Origin of the sequence: Kitasatospora sp. NPDC056800, assembly GCF_042789775.1 — a bacterium.
Classification (GTDB): domain Bacteria; phylum Actinomycetota; class Actinomycetes; order Streptomycetales; family Streptomycetaceae; genus Kitasatospora.
The window spans coordinates 25,373-39,954 of sequence record NZ_JBHUAL010000066.1 but is presented as its reverse complement, the minus strand read 5'-3'; the positions used below and the strand labels follow the sequence as shown (position 1 = coordinate 39,954).

Here is a 14,582-nt window from a genome sequence, read left to right as displayed (position 1 = left end):
GCCACGGCTCAGCCGCAGTGCTGGGCTTTGTAGCTGGAGGCCCCTTGCCCCGTGAACTCGTTGTACTTCAGCCCACCGACGAAGTCGATGCAGGACCCCTTGGCGTACACGTAGACCGGGCCCGCGTACTGGGTGTAGTTGCTGCCGGCGCCGTCGTCGATCCAGCCGTCCGTTCCGGAGCGCCGAATCGCGACGTAGATCTCGTGCTGGCCGGTGACGGCCGCGTCGCGCCCGCGGGCGATCGCACAGTTGTACCCGTTCCCGCTGTTGTAGTAGATGTCGATGAAGCCGACCACCGGAGCCGCGCTGGAGTTGTCGGTGATGTCCCAGCTCCACTTGAAGTCGTACGCACTCCCGCACTTGTTGACCCGGGGGGAGGCGTGGGCCGCGCCGGCGGAGAGGCCGACGAAACCTCCGGCGAGGACGGTGGCCGCGAGGACCGTCGCGAGGTGCTTCCTGATCATCGAGAGCTCCTTCGGGTGCGGTGGTTGCCAAGGTCCGGGGCCGTCGGGTGACCGCCGCCGCGGGACGGCGCAGCCCCGGCTCCGGCACCGGAGGTCCCGGCCGGCGTGTCCCGTCGCAGGCGGGCTGCGACAAGTTGTCCGAAGACCCGGTGGAGTTCCCACAGTGCGGGCGTATTTGATTGTCCATCTACAAGACTCGGTCGCGGCCCAGGTGAACAGCGGACAACCCGGATTGACCACGGACACGGCAGGGGGCAGGGAATGGGGAGCGCCGGACGCCCACAGGGGCGGTTCAAGGGCGAGACCGAGCAGGCGAACGACCTGGCCGGGCTGGTGCGGGAGGTGACCTCCGGGCTCACCGTCCGCGAACTCGCGCGCCGGTACCCGGCCGGCAGGACCAGCTGGAGCGAGTACCGCTCCGCGGAGAAGGACATCCCGTGGCACCTGCTCCGGCAGCTGATCCACGACCGCGTGACGGACCCCCGGGCCCAGGCGGTGCTCCTGGCCCGGGCCGGTCAGCTGCACGAACGGGCCGGGCTGGCGGCCAGGGGGCTCCCGTCGCCCGCGGCCGGGCGGTCGGACGCGCGGCAGGCACTGGATCTGGCCAGGCAGGCGCAACGGCAGGCCGAGGCCGGCGTGGCGGAGGCGGAGGAACTGATCCGCGTGCTGATCGCCATCGTGGCCGAGCTACGGGGTGAACTGGACGCCGCCGGAGCGGACGGGCCGGCCCCCCTCGCGCCGCTGCCGCCCGGCGGGGGCGATGCGGGGCAGCGGCGGGCCCGGCTGCTGGAGGCGACGCGCTGCCTGGACGAGGTGCGCCGCATCCGGGAGAGCGCGTACGACGCTCGACGGACCGCGGAGCAGGAGCAACGCGCCATGGGGCTCCTGGTCGACCAGGAGCAGTCGCCGGCCGGGGCCGACGGTGGCCGACAGCCGGGTACGGAGCCCGCGGTGGCCGACGGGGTGCCGGCGCACCTGCCCGTGCTCCGGCGCCTGAACACGGACCTCCTCGCGGTACGCACGGCCCTGGCCGGCCGCTACCTGGAGGTGGCCCGGATGGCCCCGGCGACGACCGCCGCCGTGGTTGTCCGCGGTGAGCTGGTCCCGGTCACGGACAATCGCCCGACCGGCTTCTTCCCGCCGGGCCCGGCGTTCGACGGCCCTCCGCCCGACGATCCGCTCTATCCCACCGAGCCCGTCGGGGCACCGGGGCGTCGGGCCGTCAGGACGGGCGCGGCCGTCGGCGCGGCGGCGGTCCTGGCCGGAGCCCTGGTGCTGGCGGGCGTGCTGGTGGGCGTACAGCTGCGCCCGGTGCCCACCTCCTCCGGAGCGCTCCCCCTGGCGGTCGGTTCCGACGCCGCGCCAACGCCCGGCACGAGCGCCGAACCGTCCGCCCCACCCGCGGGCAGCCCGTCGGCGCGGCCCCCCGGCAACGGTCCGGCCACCGCGTCGACCGCGCCCCCACCGGACGGCGGGCCGGCTCCGGCGACGGGGGTTCGGAGCGCAGCGGCGCAGCCCGGTCCGACGGTTCCCGGCGAGCCGCCCCGTGCGCTGTCGGAAGCCACCGGCCCTCCGGCCTCGACCGGGGGCGACCGACCCGCGCCGCCCCCGGCGCCCACCGCCGCCGCATCCGCGTCCGCGTTCCCGGCACCGGGGCGCCTCGGCGGCACCCCGCTCGTCCCGCCGACGGGATCGGTGGCGATCAGGAACAACAACAGCCTGCAGTGCATCGCCACGCCCGGCGGGAGCCGGGAGGAGGGCGCGCAGGTCCAGCAGTATCCCTGCGGGGACTTCCCCGACCACTTCTGGCAGACCCAGCAGGCCTACACGGACGCCGACGGCGACACCTACTACCGGATCGTCAGCTACAACAGCGCCCTCTGTCTCTCCGTCCAGGACTCCAGCACCGAGGCCACCGCCCAGGTCGTCCAGTCGGCGTGCCGGAACAACCCCGGGCAGGCCTGGAAGATCGAGAAGTGGCCGCACGGCATCCGCTTCGTCAACGGCAACAGCCGCCAGTGCCTCGCCGTCTCCCACGGCAGCAACGCCCCGCAGGCCCCGCTGATGCAGTACCCGTGCGGCGACTACCCGGACCACCACTGGGGCTACGGCTCACGCCGCTGAAGCTCGTTCCAGAGGCCGGGAACGGGGACTTCCCGGCACGAGCAGGGTGTCGCGGGCTGAGCCGGATGCCGTGGCGCGACGGGCGCTCGCCATGCGCCGGCGTGGAGGCAGGCCGCCCACGGGGAGGGGTCGCCGGAGAGCGGTCGCGTACGGCCCGGACGCCGGGGTCCGCGGTACTGCGGGCGGAGAGGTACGCCAATCCCGGCCGGTGGCGGGCCGGTTGGGCCGTCCTGCTCGCGGCTGTCGGCCGGCCGCCGGCGAGGCGGGCGGGCGCCGGTGCCTCACCGCGGCCGGCCGGCATGACCGCGGTGGTCAGGGCCACTTCACCTCGGAGAGGTGCTCCTCCACGCGGAGGATGTCGGCGTCGGTCAGGGCGAAGCACGCGCGGACGTAGGGATAAGGGGCCGGCCCGAGATGGAACGCGTCGGCCGGGATGGTGGCGATGCCGGCGGCACTCAGGATCGTCTCCGCGACCTCGCCGCTGTCGCCGCCCAGCGGAGTCCCGTCCACCAGGAGGTAGTAGGCGCCTTCCGGGTCGTTGGTCGCGAGGCCCGCGTCGCGGAACGCCGCGGCGATCCGGTCGCGCTTGCGGCGGTAGTCCTGGCGCGTCCGCGCGTAGAAGGAGTCCGGCAGGGTGAACGCCCGTGCGGCGATCTGCTGCAGCGGGGTGGGGGCGCACACCGAGAGCGCGTCGGCGGCGATGCGCAACGGCGCGATCAGCTCCGGGGGTCCGGCGGCGTAGCCGAGCCGCCATCCGGGGATGCTGTAGGTCTTGGAGAGGCCGGAGACCGTGATCGTGCGGTCGCGCAGCAGGTCGAACGACGCCGGCGAGCGGTGCGGTTCGTCCCCGTAGTAGAGGTGCTCGTAGATCTCGTCGGTGATCACCAGCAGGTCCCGGTCCGCTGCGAAGCGCGCCACCTCCTCGATCTCGTCCGGTGGCATCCGGTGGCCCGACGGATTGCCGGGTGTGCACAGCACGATCGCCCTGGTGCGGTCCGTCGTGGCCGCCTCCAGGGCCGCCCTGTCGATCCGGAACCCGGGGGCGTCCGTCCTGACCGGCTGGGGAACGACCCCGTGGATCTCCGCCACGGTGCGGTGGTAGCCGTAGAAGGGTTCGGGCAGGAGCAGGCCGTCTCCCGGGTCGAGGTGGGCCAGTACCGCCGCGTTGTACGCGCCGGTGGCGCCGATGGTGGCCACCACCCCGTGCTCCGGGTCGACGTGGACTCCGTTGTACTCCGCCAGCTTCCGCGCGACGGCCTGCCGGAGGACGGCGTCTCCGTGGGCGGGGCTGTAGGAGTGGTCGGCGGACGCGAAGTGTGCGGTCGCGTGGTCGAGCAGGTCGTCCGGGGGCGGCGTGCGGGACAGGCCCTGGCCGAGGTTGATGCCGCCGACGGCGACGCACCGCTCGGTCATGGCCCTGATGGTCGACTGCCGGAACCCGTCGAGCCTCCGCGCGTGCGGCTTCATCGGTGCCTCCTCCCGTGTTCGGGCCGGTCGTGGGGTCGGTGGGTGTTCACCCGGTGGGTGTTCATGCGCTGACTGTTCATGCGGTGACTGTTCATGCGGCGGTCCATCCACCGTCCGCCTCGATGACGGCTCCGTGGACGTAGCTGGACGCCTCCGAGGCCAGGTACAGCACGGTCCCGACGAGCTCCTCGGGCCTGCCCCAACGGCCGGCGGGTACCCGGGTGAGCAGGCCCGCACTGCGCTGCGCGTCCGTGCGCAGACCGGCGGTCAGGTCCGTCTCGAAGTAGCCGGCGGCGATCGCGTTCACGTGGACGCCCCGCCCGGCCCACTCCGCCGCACAGGAGCGGGTGAGCTGTACCAGCGCGCCCTTGCTCGCCGCGTAGGCGACGACGTTGCGGCCACCGCTGTGGGCCAGGACCGATGCGATGTTGACGATCTTTCCGCTGCCCTGCCGGAGCATGGCCCTCCCGGCGGCGCGTGACACGAGGAACGCGCCGGTCAGGTTGGTGTCGATGACGCGCTGCCAGGTCTCGGCCGGGTAGTCCTCGGCCGGGAACCTGTCGATGATGCCGGCGTTGTTGACGACGATGTCGAGTCCGCCGTGTTCGCGCACCGTACGGGAGAGGACGTCCTCGACCTCTGCCTCCCGCGTCACGTCCAGCCCGACACCGACGGCGGATCCTCCGTCGACGGCCAGTTTGCCGGCGACCGCGTCTGCTGCTTCGCTGCTGCGCCCGGCGACGATCACTCTGGCACCGGCGCGGGCCAGGCCGGCCGCGATGGCCTGGCCCAGCCCGCGGGTGGCCCCAGTGATCAGGGCCACCTTGCCTGTGACGTCGAACAGGTGCAGCGGACTGGTGTCATCCATGTCCGCCACCACAGTCCTCTCCGTTCTCTCCGTCCCGGGTGTTACGCCGTCAGCTCGGACTCGATGGTGGTGCTGTGGTACCAGGGGTTTCCGGCGGATTCGGAGATGAGGTCGCGCGACCGCGTCTCGTGGTGCCGGCCGAGGCGGAGTGCCGCGTGCTGCACCACGTTGAGGGCGGTGAAGTACTTCCGGAGGAAGTCCCCCTCCGAAAGGTGCACCCGGGAGAACCGGATGTTCCGGTTCTCCGGTCGGTCGTCGGTCAGCAGACGCTGCAGGTTCTCACCCTTGGCGAGGGTGTACTCGTCGTCGTCCGCGTCGGAGAACCAGACCGTGCTGTGCTTCCGCACCGGGTCGGAAAGCGTGGCCACCTCGCTGTGGCAGAATTCGTGGAAGTAGTTCCGGGCGGTCGGAACCATGGCCATCTCGTTGAAGTGCATCTTGGCCAGCTTGAGCAGGCTCTCGTGCCATTTCGGGGACGCGATCATGATGATGTTCGCGTCCTCGCTCGCGTCGGCGATCCGACGGGCGGCCTCGCGGCCGTTCTCCTCGAAATCCGCCTCGAGCAGGCCCGCCAATTCGCCCAGCCGGGCGTGGTGGTCGTCGCTCAGCACCCCGAATTCGTGGAACATGTCCATCAGGATGGCGAAGTACTGCGAGACGTGGAAGAGCGGGTACTCGCGGTCCGGTTCGCGCAGCCGCCAGTAGGCGATGGAGGCGCCGTCCGCCCGCCCGAGCTCGGCCAGTTTGCCGCCGGAGGTGAGCAGGAGCACCTGGTCCCGGACGGCGCGAAGCCGCTGGTAGGCGAGGACCGGCTCCTGCGAGTGCCCGCTGTAGGAGCTGATGATGTACAGGGTCGCCTCGTCCTCGAGGACCGAGGGAGCGGCCAGGAAGCGGAAGTCGTAGTCGTTCACGACGTGCACTTCGAGGGGCAGGCCGATCTCCGTGAAGTAGCCGCGGACGATATCCGAGACGATGGCCGAGCAGCCCATTCCGGTGAAGACGATGCGCTTGAACCTCCCTTCGGAGAGGCGCTGTCGAAGGTCCGGGGTGACGTCGTCGAGCGAGTACTCGTCGGGCTTCGTCAGGCCGGCCCGGTACTCCTTCTCGATGAATTCCTCGTAGCGGTCGAGTCGGGACTTCATGCGATCTCACTCCATCACGGTCGCGTGCGGGTCGAAGAAGTCGTGCGACTCCGGATGCCGAACTCCGGAGACCCGGGTTGCTTCGGGTGATTCGACTCTAACAAGCGCGGAAGGCCTCGTGGCATTCACATCGGTAAGTCTGCGAATCGACCAGGGACCGCATGGTCCGATTTCGCCGGTCTCACATGCTGAGAGGGATTCTGACGGAATATGAGAACGGCGGCGGCAGTCGAACGGACAAGTCCCCTGAATGCAGACGACCGCCACGCTTCGGGACACGGAGGAACCGGCCGTTCTCACCAACTTGCCCAAAACCCTTCTCAACCGCGCCATGATTGGTGTATGACTGCGCAGCTACTGACGTTCGTACTCGCTTCTCTTCTGATCATCGTTGTTCCGGGCCCCGACCTGGTGCTCCTGCTGCGGAACGCGGCACGGGGCGGCCGCCGGGGCGCGGCCGCGACCGCGATGGGCATCATGCTCGGCAACGCGGTCCTCGCCGGCGCGGCCGTCGCGGGCCTGACCGCGCTGCTCACGGGCTCCGAAGTGCTCTACACCGCCGTGCGGATCGCCGGCGCCCTGTACCTCGCCTACCTGGGCATCCGGTCCCTGATCGACTTCATCCGCCTCGGCCGACGCGAGGACGGAGCTGACGACGCGACGGCCGCGCAGCCCGCCGGCCACGGCCGTGGCGGGGCGCCGGACAGCGGGGCGGACTTCCGCCAGGGCCTGCTGAGCAATCTGCTCAACCCGAAGGTCGCCGCCTTCTACCTCTCCCTCTTCCCGCAGTTCCAGCTGCCCGGCATGTCCGAGCTCTCCCAGCACGTGCTCCTGGCCGGGCTGTTCTGGCTGCTGGCCCTGGCCTGGTACGTCGTGGTGGTCGCGGTCCTGGGCGCGATCCAGCGCGTCCTGCTGCAGCGCAAGGTGCAACGGGGGCTGTCGGGGGTGGCCGGGGTGGCGCTGCTCGGGCTCGGGGCTGCGGTGGGGGCCCGTCAGTAGCGCGTTCCCGGCTCCGGCGAGGCGACGGGGGCGGCCCCGGCGGGGGCCGCTCCGGTCGCCTCTGCGGCGCGGTCGGTGAGTCCGGTGACGCGCAGGGTGATGTTGAGGCGGCCCCGGACGGGGCCGACGGCGGGGTCGCCGGTGCCGGGGAGGATCTTCGGCACGGCGTGGTACGCGAGGCGGGAGGGGCCGCCGAAGACGAGCAGGTCGCCGGAGGCGAGGGTCAGGTCGGTCCAGGGCCGGTTGCGGGTACGGGTGTTGCCGAAGCGGAAGAGGCAGGTGTCGCCGATGCTGAGGGAGACCACCGGGGCGAGCGAGTGCTCGTCCTTGTCCTGGTGCATGCCGAGCCGGGCGTCGGCGTCGTAGAAGTTGACCAGCGCGGCGTCGGGTTCGTAGCCGGCGCCCTGGCCGGGGTCCTGGTAGGCGTCGGCCACCGCCCGGCGGCCGAGGTCGGCGAGCCAGTCGGGGAGGCGGGCGACGCGGCGGCCGTTCACGTCGGCGGCGGTGCGGGTGTAGGCGTAGGGCTGCCAGTGCCAGCCCAGGCACACGGTCTGTACGGACATGAGGCCGCCGCGCGGCAGCCGGGTGTGCCGGATCGGGACGGGCCCGGTGGCCCAGGCGCGGCCGGCGGCGACGAGGTCGCGCTGCCGATCGGGAGTGAGCCAGCCGGGCAGGTGGACGGCGCCCGGCGCGATCTCGCGGCGCTCGTAGCCGGCGGGCGGCGGGCCGAACAGGGCGGGGGTGGTCGTCACGCGGCGGCGCCCGGGGTGGCAGGCGGGAAGGAGTCGGTCCAGCCGGAGGCGATGCGCCAGGTGCCGCCGTCCGCGCTCGCGCCGCGTACGCCGTCCAGGACGCCGGGCCCGGCGAGCGCGGCGGCGACCGGCTCGGCGAGGGACGCGAAGCCGAAGGTGCGGTCCGGGCGCCAGGGGGTGCTGTGGCGCAGGCGTCGGGCGAGTTGGGCCCAGCCGAGCGGGGCGGCGGCGATGACGAGGGCGTCGGGCTCGGGGGCGGTGAGGCGGTGGGCGGGCCGCAGCCAGGAGGCGGCCTGTTCGGGCCAGTCGACGACGGCCAGGACGGCATGGCCGGCGGCCTGCCAGGCGTCGGCGAAGGCGGCGGCCGCCGCGCGGGAGGCGTCGTCGCGGCTGTGGCCGATCGCGACGCCGTGCAGGGGCGGGCGGCGGTGGTCGGCGAGCAGGCGCAGCAGGGCCGCGAGTTCGGGGGCGGTGTGGGGGGCGGGTGCGGGGAGGTCGCCGTAGGCGGTCGGCCCGGGTTCGGGGAGGAGCGGGGAGCGGTCGGGTGCGGGGAGGAGGGGGGAGCGGTCGGGTGCGGGGCGGGGGTTCACGGGGTGCGGTCCTTCCGGCGGGTCTTCCACTGCCGGTACCTCTCGGGCAGGCACACCGAGCAGGGCCGGTAGGCGGCGGCGATCGCGGTGGCCTCGTCGGCGAAGAAGACGCGGTGGCGCACGTAGCCGCCGGCGGCGATGGTGCGCAGGGCGGAGGGGCAGTCGAGGCGGCCGTAGAGGCGGCCCCGGCGGTGGCCGCCGAGGGTGCCGGGCGTGGTGCTGGAGTAGGGGCGGTTGTCGGGTCCGGTCAGGGTGTAGCGGCGGGACGGGACCGGGGCGGTGCCGACGGTGGGCGCAGCGGTGTCGGCGGTGGGCCCGGGTGTGCCGGTGGCGGCCATGGCGGCGGGGCCTCAGGCGTCGTGGAAGACGAGGCCGAGGGTGTGGCGGCGGCCGCTGCGCACGGTGCTGACGCCGTGCCGGACGGGGCCGGCGCGGTGGCCGCGGGCCGAGGGGACGGGGCGGTCGCGGGTGGTGAAGACCAGGCCGTGGCCCTGGGGGACGACGGTGGCGGTGCCGCGGGACTGGGCCCGGGGGCGCTGTTCGACGAGGAGGAACTCGCCGCCGGTGTAGTCGGTGCCGTGGGCGTCGAGGCCGATGACCACCTGGAGGGGGAAGACGAGGTCGCCGAAGACGTCGCGGTGCAGGGCGTTCCAGTCGCCGGGGCCGTAGCGCAGCAGGATCTGGGAGCTCTTGTCCTGGCCGGCGGCGTGGCACATGGCGGTCCACTCGGCGAGGGTGTCGGGCCAGGGGGCGGGGCGGCGGAGCTTGTCGGCCCAGGTACGGGCGACGGTGAGCAGGTGGGGGTAGAGGGCCTCGCGCAGGGCGGCGACGGGTTCGGGCAGGTCGTGGGTGAAGTAGCGGTACTGGCCGGAGCCGAAGCGGTGGCGGGCCATGTCGACGGTGGTGCGGAACAGTTCGGGCCGGTCGTAGAGCGCGGCGAGCTCCCGGCACTGGGCGGGGTCGAGCAGGCGGGGCGTCGGGGCGCAGCCGTGGGTGTCGAGTTCGGCGGTCAGGGCGGTCCAGTCGGCGGTGTCGAGGGCGCGGACGGCGGCCTGGACGCTGCCGGCGGCGGCGTCGGGGACGGTCTCGGGGGCGAGGGTGTTCACGGGGTGTCCTGGGGGTGAGCGGGCGGGCGCGCGGTCAGCGGGCGTTGTGGAAGATCACGCCGAGCGTGGTGCGGCGCCCGGACTCGACGGCGTTGGTGCCGTGGCGCATCGGGTGGCGCCGGTAGCCGCGGCTGCCCTGGACGGGGCGGTGCTGGACGGGGAAGACCAGGGCCTGGCCGAGCCGCGGCCGCACCACGATCGCGCGGGACTGCGAGCGGGGCCGCTGTTCGACGAAGACGTTCTCCCCGCCGGTGAAGTCCTCGCCGGGCCGTTCCAGCATGATCGTGGCCTGCAGCGGGAAGACGAGGTCGCCGTACACGTCCTGGTGCAGGCAGGCGTGGTCGCCCGGACCGTACCGCAGGACCAGCGGGGTGGGACGGTGCTGGCCCGCGGCGGCGCACTCGGCGTGCAGCTCGGCGAGGGTGAGGGGGAAGGTCCGCTCCCCCAGCCGTGCCGCCCACTGGTTGGCGATCCGCGCCAGCGGCGGGTACAGCCGCTCCCGCAGCGCGTCCAGGACCGGTACGGCGGCCGGGTCGGCGTAGTACCGGTAGGTGCCGCGGCCGAAGCCGTAGCGCTGCATCACCACGGTGGAGCGGAACAGGCCGTCGTCGTCGAAGGTGTCGGCGAGCTCCCGGCACTGGGCGGGCGACAGCAGGGGCCCGGTGAGCGCCACCCCGTCCCGGTCCAACTGCTCCCGCACGTCCTGCCAGTCGACCGGGGCGAGCGCGGGCAGGACGGCCGGGCCCGGGGAGGCCGGGCCCGGCGCGGGTGCCGCGGTGGCCTGCGCGGCGGTGTCGGGTTCGGCGGTGGCAGCTTCGGCAACGGCGAAGAGGGCGTCGTTCACGGGGAGGTCCTTCGACGGGCGGGGACGAGCAGGCGCACGGGCCCGCGGGAAGGCGGGCCGTGGCCGGCGTGCGGTCGGGCTGTCCCGATCGTCACCCGTGGAAGGGTCCGTGTGCTGGCGGCATTCGGACGTCGCGTCGGGCGCCGCGTCCGAGGTCGGACGGGTCCGCCGTCAGGACGTGCGGGAGCTGGTGGGCGCCAGGTCCGCGACCAGCAGCGCCAGCAGGTCCGCCGGCGCCTCGATGAAGCGGTAGTGGCCTCCTTCCAGGAGTTCGAAGGTCGTGTCGCCGCAGGCCGGCCAGCCGGTCATCAGGGACGGCTCGATGCCCGTGTCCTCGGTCCAGCCGATGGCGGTGACCGGGCACGGCAGCCGGACCGGCTCGGCCACGTGGTAGCGCTTGTTCATGTCGACGTCGTTGCGCAGCACGCCGAGGTAGAGCGCGAGCAGGCTCGGTTCCAGTGTGCCGCCCAACTCCGCGACGAGCCCGCGCAGTTCGTCGGCCAGCTCGTCGTCGTTCATGCCGAGGAAGCGGCCGTAGGGGCCGTCCTGCGGCGCGACCTCGGAGGAGACGAACAGCCGGGTCGGGGCGGGGCAGCCCCGCTGGACCAGCCGTACGGCGGTCTCGTACGCCGCCAGCGCGGAGCCGCAGTGGCCGAACAGGGCGTAGGGCCGGTCCAGGTAGGGGCGCAGCGCTTCGCAGAGGTCGTCGGCCAGCGCCTGGTAGGTGGTGTGGGCGGGCTCGCGCATCCGGTTCTCCCGGCCGGGCAGCTGCACGGGACAGACCTCGACGCCGTCGACCGAGGACGGCCACTGGCGGTACATGCTGGCACCGCAGCCGGAGTAGGGCAGGCAGAACAGCCGCGCCGGCGCCACCGGCGACGGCTCGCGCAGGAACCACTTGTTGCGGGTACGGGCCGTCGGAGCGTCCACTGATGACCTTCCGTGTGGGGTTTCTTCTCTGGTTCGGCTGCGGTGAGAGTGTCGGGCCCTACCGGGTCCGCGCGGTGACCGGCAGGTGGGTGAAGCCCGCGATGACGTTCGAGCGCATCCGTCGCGGTGCCCCGGCGAGTTCGAAGTCGGTGAACCGGCCGAGCAGTTCGGCGAACAGGATCCGCAGCGCGACCCGTGCGACGGTGTGGCCGATGCAGTAGTGCGCGCCGACGCCGAAGGCGATGTGCTTGTTGGGCCGCCGTCGGATGTCGAAGGTGTACGGGTCGGCGAACACGGTCTCGTCGCGGTTGGCCGAGGCCAGCCAGACGACGACCGCGTCCCCCGCGGGGATCGGCACGCCCCGGACCTCGACGTCGCGGGTGGTGTGGCGCATGAAGTGCTGGGTGGGCGAGGCCCAGCGCAGGGCCTCCTCCACGCCGCTGCCGAGCAGCTCCGGGTGGGCCGCCCAGTCGTCCAGGACCGGGGTGCCGGCCAGTTCGGCCATCGCCGCGATCGGCGGCTGGGCGGTGGTGACGGTCGCACCGAGCAGCAGGCTGTAGCAGTTGGAGACGATCTCGCCCGGCGACAGCCGGCGTCCGTCCAGTTCCATCGTGAGCAGCACGCTGACCAGGTCGTCACCCGGTGCGCGCCGGCGCTCGGTGACGAGGTCCTGGAAGTAGGCGAACAGTTCGCGGTGGGCGGTCACCAGGGTGGCCTGGGGTCCGTCGGCGAGCTGGAACTCGGGGTCGTCCGCGGCGATGCAGGCGTGGGCGAGCCGGACCAGCCGCGGCCAGTCCTGTTGCGGCAGCGCCATCATGGTGCCGATGACCGCCATCGGCAGGGTGGCCATGGCGGCGGCGAAGTCGTACGGGCCGCCGTCAGCCAGCGGCCGGAGCAGCTCGACGACGACCCGGCGGATGGCCTCCCGGTCGTTCTCCACCGTCTTGATCGACAGGGCCTGCTGGAGCGGGCCGCGCAGGTGGGCGTGCCGGGGCGGGTCGGTCGCGGCCATCTGGCGGCCGCCGGCGGGGTCGCCCTTGCCGAGGAGGTTGAGCAGGGTGCCCTGTTCGGAGGTGAACGTGGCGTGGTCGCGCAGGACCCGGTTGGCCTCGGCGTGGCCGACGATCGACCAGTAGCCGATGTCGCCGACCGGTTGCCAGCTCACCGGTGCCTCGCGGCGCAGCCGTCGCCAGGCCTCGTGCGCCCCGCCCGCGTGGTAGAGGTCGGGGTCGATCAGGTCGACCGGCCGCGGGGCGAGGACCGGGCAGCGCGCGGTCGGGGGGACCGTCGTCATCGGGGCCGCTCCTCCCCCGCCGCGTCGGCCGGGCCGCCTGGCGCATCGGCCCGGCCCTCCGGACCCGCCGTCCCCAGCCGCTCGCTGAGGGCCGTCGCCAGCTCGGCGACCGTCGGCGACATGTACAGGGTCTGCGCGGGGAGGTCCACGTCGAACTCGCGCTGGGTGGCGACCAGGAGGTCGGTGGCCAGCAGGGAGTGCCCGCCGAGGTCGAAGAAGTCGTCGTCGACGCCGACCGGTTCGATGCCGAGGACGTCGCCCCACAGGTCGGCCAGTCGGGTCTGCACCTCGGTGACGGGCGGGACGAACTCGTTGGGCACGTTGCGCGGGACCCGGGTGGCGGTGGGCAGGGCCCGGCGGTCGATCTTGCCGTTGCGGTTCACCGGCAGCTCGGGACGGACCAGGATCGCCCAGGGGATCAGGTAGTCCGGCAGGCTGTCCCGCAGGTCGTGGCGCAGCCGCCGGCCGAGGTCGGCGTTGCCCTCCGGGCCGGGTTCCGCGGGCACGACGTAGGCCAGCAGCCGGGTGCCGCCCGCCGGGTCGGGCTGCGGCAGCACGACCGCGTGCCGCACGCCGGGGAGCCGTTCCAACTCGACCTCGACGGCGCGCGGTTCGGCGCGGTAGCCCTGGACCTTGACCTGGTCGTCCGCGCGTCCGACGAACTCCAGCGTGCCGTCCGGCAGCCAGCGCACGAGGTCGCCGGTCCGGTACATCCGGGCGCCGGGCTCGGTGCCGAACGGGTCGGGCAGGAACCGTTCGGCGGTCGCGGCCGGGCGGCCCAGGTAGCCGCGGGCCAGGCCCGCCCCGGCCACGTACAGTTCCCCGCACTCGCCGACGGGCACCGGCCTGAGCTCGTCGTCGAGCACGGCGACCCTGGTGCCGCTGATCGGGCGGCCGATCGGCACGCTCCGCAGCTCGGGGAGGGTGCTGCTGGTCCAGCAGGTCGTGTACGTGGTGTTCTCGGTCGGCCCGTAGCCGTTGGTGAAGAGCAGCTCCGGGTAGCGGGCCAGCAGGTGCTGGACGTGGCCGGGCGAGGCCACGTCGCCCCCGGTGAGGACGTGCCGGACGTCGGCGAACGCCTCCGGGTGGGAGCTCACCATCTGGTGGAGGAGCCCGGTGGTCAGCAGCAGGACCGTCACGCGCTCGGCGCGGACGACGCGCGCCACGTGCTCCAGGGTGATGGCGACCGGGGGGAAGAGGACCAGGCGGCAGCCGTTGACGAGCGGGGTCCAGATCTCGAAGGTGGAGGCGTCGAACGCGACCGGCGCGAGGTGGAAGAACACGTCCTCGGCGCGGACGTCCACCCAGTCCGCGCCCCGGACGAGCCGGTCGACCGCCCGGTGGGGCACGCCGACGCCCTTGGGCTCGCCGGTGGAGCCGGAGGTGTAGCTGACGTAGGCGAGCCGGTCCGGGTCGCCGGGGCGGGCCGGGGCCGCCGGGCCGGTGGCCGGCTCCTGCGCCGGGTCGCCCTCCGTCACCGTGACGACGGCGTGGGGCAGCCGCTCCCGCAGCTCGGGCCCCGCGGCCTCCTCGGTGATCACCATGGCCGCGCCGGCGTCTTCGAGCAGCAGCGCGTGGCGGGCGGCCGGGTCGTCCGGTTCGAGTCCGAGGTACGCCCCGCCCGCGATGAGGACGGCGAGCAGGGCCACGATCAGCTCCGGCGACCGCGGTACCAGCACGCCGACGACGCCCTCCGGCGCCAGTCCGGCCTCCCGCAGCCGCCCGGCGAGCCGGTTGGCGCGGTCGTCGAGCTGCCGGTAGGTCAGGGTCCGTCCGTCGCAGGTGACGGCGGGCGCGTGCGGGGCCCGCTCGGCCTGTTCGGCGACCAGCTCGTGGATCGCCCGGGCGTCGAACGGTGGCCGTCCGCTGCCGACGAACGCCGGGATGTCGGAGGTGAGGACCGTCTGGGTCAACTGCTTCCCGCTTTCCTGTGCTGAAGTGTCCCCGTCGGGGGTGAACGCGCGACCGCGAGGGCGGTCGCCGCCGGTGCCGCTGTGGCTGT

14 protein-coding genes are annotated in these 14,582 nt (G+C 73.5%); 2 read left to right on the top strand and 12 right to left on the bottom strand.

The annotated features are described in order from the left end of the window. Nucleotides 1-8: 8 nt before the first annotated feature. Nucleotides 9-464, bottom strand: a complete 456-nt coding sequence (locus tag ACFRQN_RS17195) for a hypothetical protein (RefSeq protein WP_380741070.1) — start codon at nucleotides 462-464, stop codon at nucleotides 9-11. Nucleotides 465-725: 261 nt separating this feature from the next. Between ACFRQN_RS17195 and ACFRQN_RS17190 the strand changes: the two genes are divergently transcribed. Then, entirely contained in the window at nucleotides 726-2,588 is a 1,863-nt protein-coding gene (locus ACFRQN_RS17190; protein WP_380741069.1) for an RICIN domain-containing protein, read from the top strand. Between the two features lie 312 nt (nucleotides 2,589-2,900). Here ACFRQN_RS17190 and ACFRQN_RS17185 read toward each other — a convergent pair whose 3' ends face one another. The 3 genes from ACFRQN_RS17185 to ACFRQN_RS17175 form a co-directional block, all read right to left on the bottom strand. Further along, nucleotides 2,901-4,055 carry a pyridoxal phosphate-dependent aminotransferase gene (locus ACFRQN_RS17185; protein WP_380741068.1) on the bottom strand — a complete coding sequence of 385 codons (1,155 nt, stop codon included), beginning with the start codon at nucleotides 4,053-4,055 and terminating at the stop codon, nucleotides 2,901-2,903. A gap of 91 nt (nucleotides 4,056-4,146) precedes the next feature. Beyond that, a complete protein-coding gene (locus ACFRQN_RS17180) occupies nucleotides 4,147-4,923 on the bottom strand; it encodes an SDR family NAD(P)-dependent oxidoreductase (RefSeq protein ID WP_380741067.1) in 777 nt (258 codons plus the stop codon). 41 nt (nucleotides 4,924-4,964) lie between these two features. After that, the gene (locus tag ACFRQN_RS17175; RefSeq protein ID WP_074005839.1) at nucleotides 4,965-6,065 is read right to left on the bottom strand and encodes an SIS domain-containing protein; all 1,101 of its coding nucleotides are present in this window, start codon (nucleotides 6,063-6,065) and stop codon (nucleotides 4,965-4,967) included. A gap of 342 nt (nucleotides 6,066-6,407) precedes the next feature. Between ACFRQN_RS17175 and ACFRQN_RS17170 the strand changes: the two genes are divergently transcribed. Then, nucleotides 6,408-7,064, top strand: a complete 657-nt coding sequence (locus ACFRQN_RS17170) for a LysE family translocator (protein ID WP_380741066.1) — start codon at nucleotides 6,408-6,410, stop codon at nucleotides 7,062-7,064. Here the strand turns inward: ACFRQN_RS17170 and ACFRQN_RS17165 are convergent. The 8 genes from ACFRQN_RS17165 to ACFRQN_RS17130 all read right to left on the bottom strand — a co-directional run bounded on the left by ACFRQN_RS17165 (nucleotide 7,058) and on the right by ACFRQN_RS17130 (nucleotide 14,493). Continuing rightward, on the bottom strand, nucleotides 7,058-7,816 hold the full coding sequence (locus tag ACFRQN_RS17165; RefSeq protein ID WP_380741065.1) for an alpha-ketoglutarate-dependent dioxygenase AlkB family protein: 759 nt from the start codon (nucleotides 7,814-7,816) through the stop codon (nucleotides 7,058-7,060). The genes ACFRQN_RS17170 and ACFRQN_RS17165 overlap by 7 nt on opposite strands. Continuing rightward, on the bottom strand, nucleotides 7,813-8,406 hold the full coding sequence (locus tag ACFRQN_RS17160) for a hypothetical protein (protein ID WP_380741064.1): 594 nt from the start codon (nucleotides 8,404-8,406) through the stop codon (nucleotides 7,813-7,815). Before ACFRQN_RS17160 ends, ACFRQN_RS17165 begins: the two co-directional genes overlap by 4 nt. Continuing rightward, nucleotides 8,403-8,744: an Ada metal-binding domain-containing protein gene (locus ACFRQN_RS17155; protein ID WP_107418957.1), complete on the bottom strand. Its 342-nt coding sequence runs from the start codon at nucleotides 8,742-8,744 to the stop codon at nucleotides 8,403-8,405. Before ACFRQN_RS17155 ends, ACFRQN_RS17160 begins: the two co-directional genes overlap by 4 nt. A 12-nt stretch (nucleotides 8,745-8,756) precedes the next feature. Beyond that, the gene (locus tag ACFRQN_RS17150; protein WP_380741071.1) at nucleotides 8,757-9,419 is read right to left on the bottom strand and encodes a 2OG-Fe(II) oxygenase; all 663 of its coding nucleotides are present in this window, start codon (nucleotides 9,417-9,419) and stop codon (nucleotides 8,757-8,759) included. Between the two features lie 127 nt (nucleotides 9,420-9,546). Beyond that, nucleotides 9,547-10,356, bottom strand: coding sequence for a 2OG-Fe(II) oxygenase (locus ACFRQN_RS17145; RefSeq protein WP_380741063.1), 810 nt, complete (start codon nucleotides 10,354-10,356; stop codon nucleotides 9,547-9,549). A gap of 171 nt (nucleotides 10,357-10,527) precedes the next feature. Continuing rightward, entirely contained in the window at nucleotides 10,528-11,286 is a 759-nt protein-coding gene (locus ACFRQN_RS17140; protein ID WP_380741062.1) for a thioesterase II family protein, read from the bottom strand. Between the two features lie 58 nt (nucleotides 11,287-11,344). Beyond that, nucleotides 11,345-12,580, bottom strand: coding sequence for a cytochrome P450 (locus ACFRQN_RS17135; protein WP_380741061.1), 1,236 nt, complete (start codon nucleotides 12,578-12,580; stop codon nucleotides 11,345-11,347). Continuing rightward, nucleotides 12,577-14,493, bottom strand: coding sequence for an amino acid adenylation domain-containing protein (locus ACFRQN_RS17130; protein WP_380741060.1), 1,917 nt, complete (start codon nucleotides 14,491-14,493; stop codon nucleotides 12,577-12,579). Before ACFRQN_RS17130 ends, ACFRQN_RS17135 begins: the two co-directional genes overlap by 4 nt. Nucleotides 14,494-14,582: the final 89 nt, after the last annotated feature.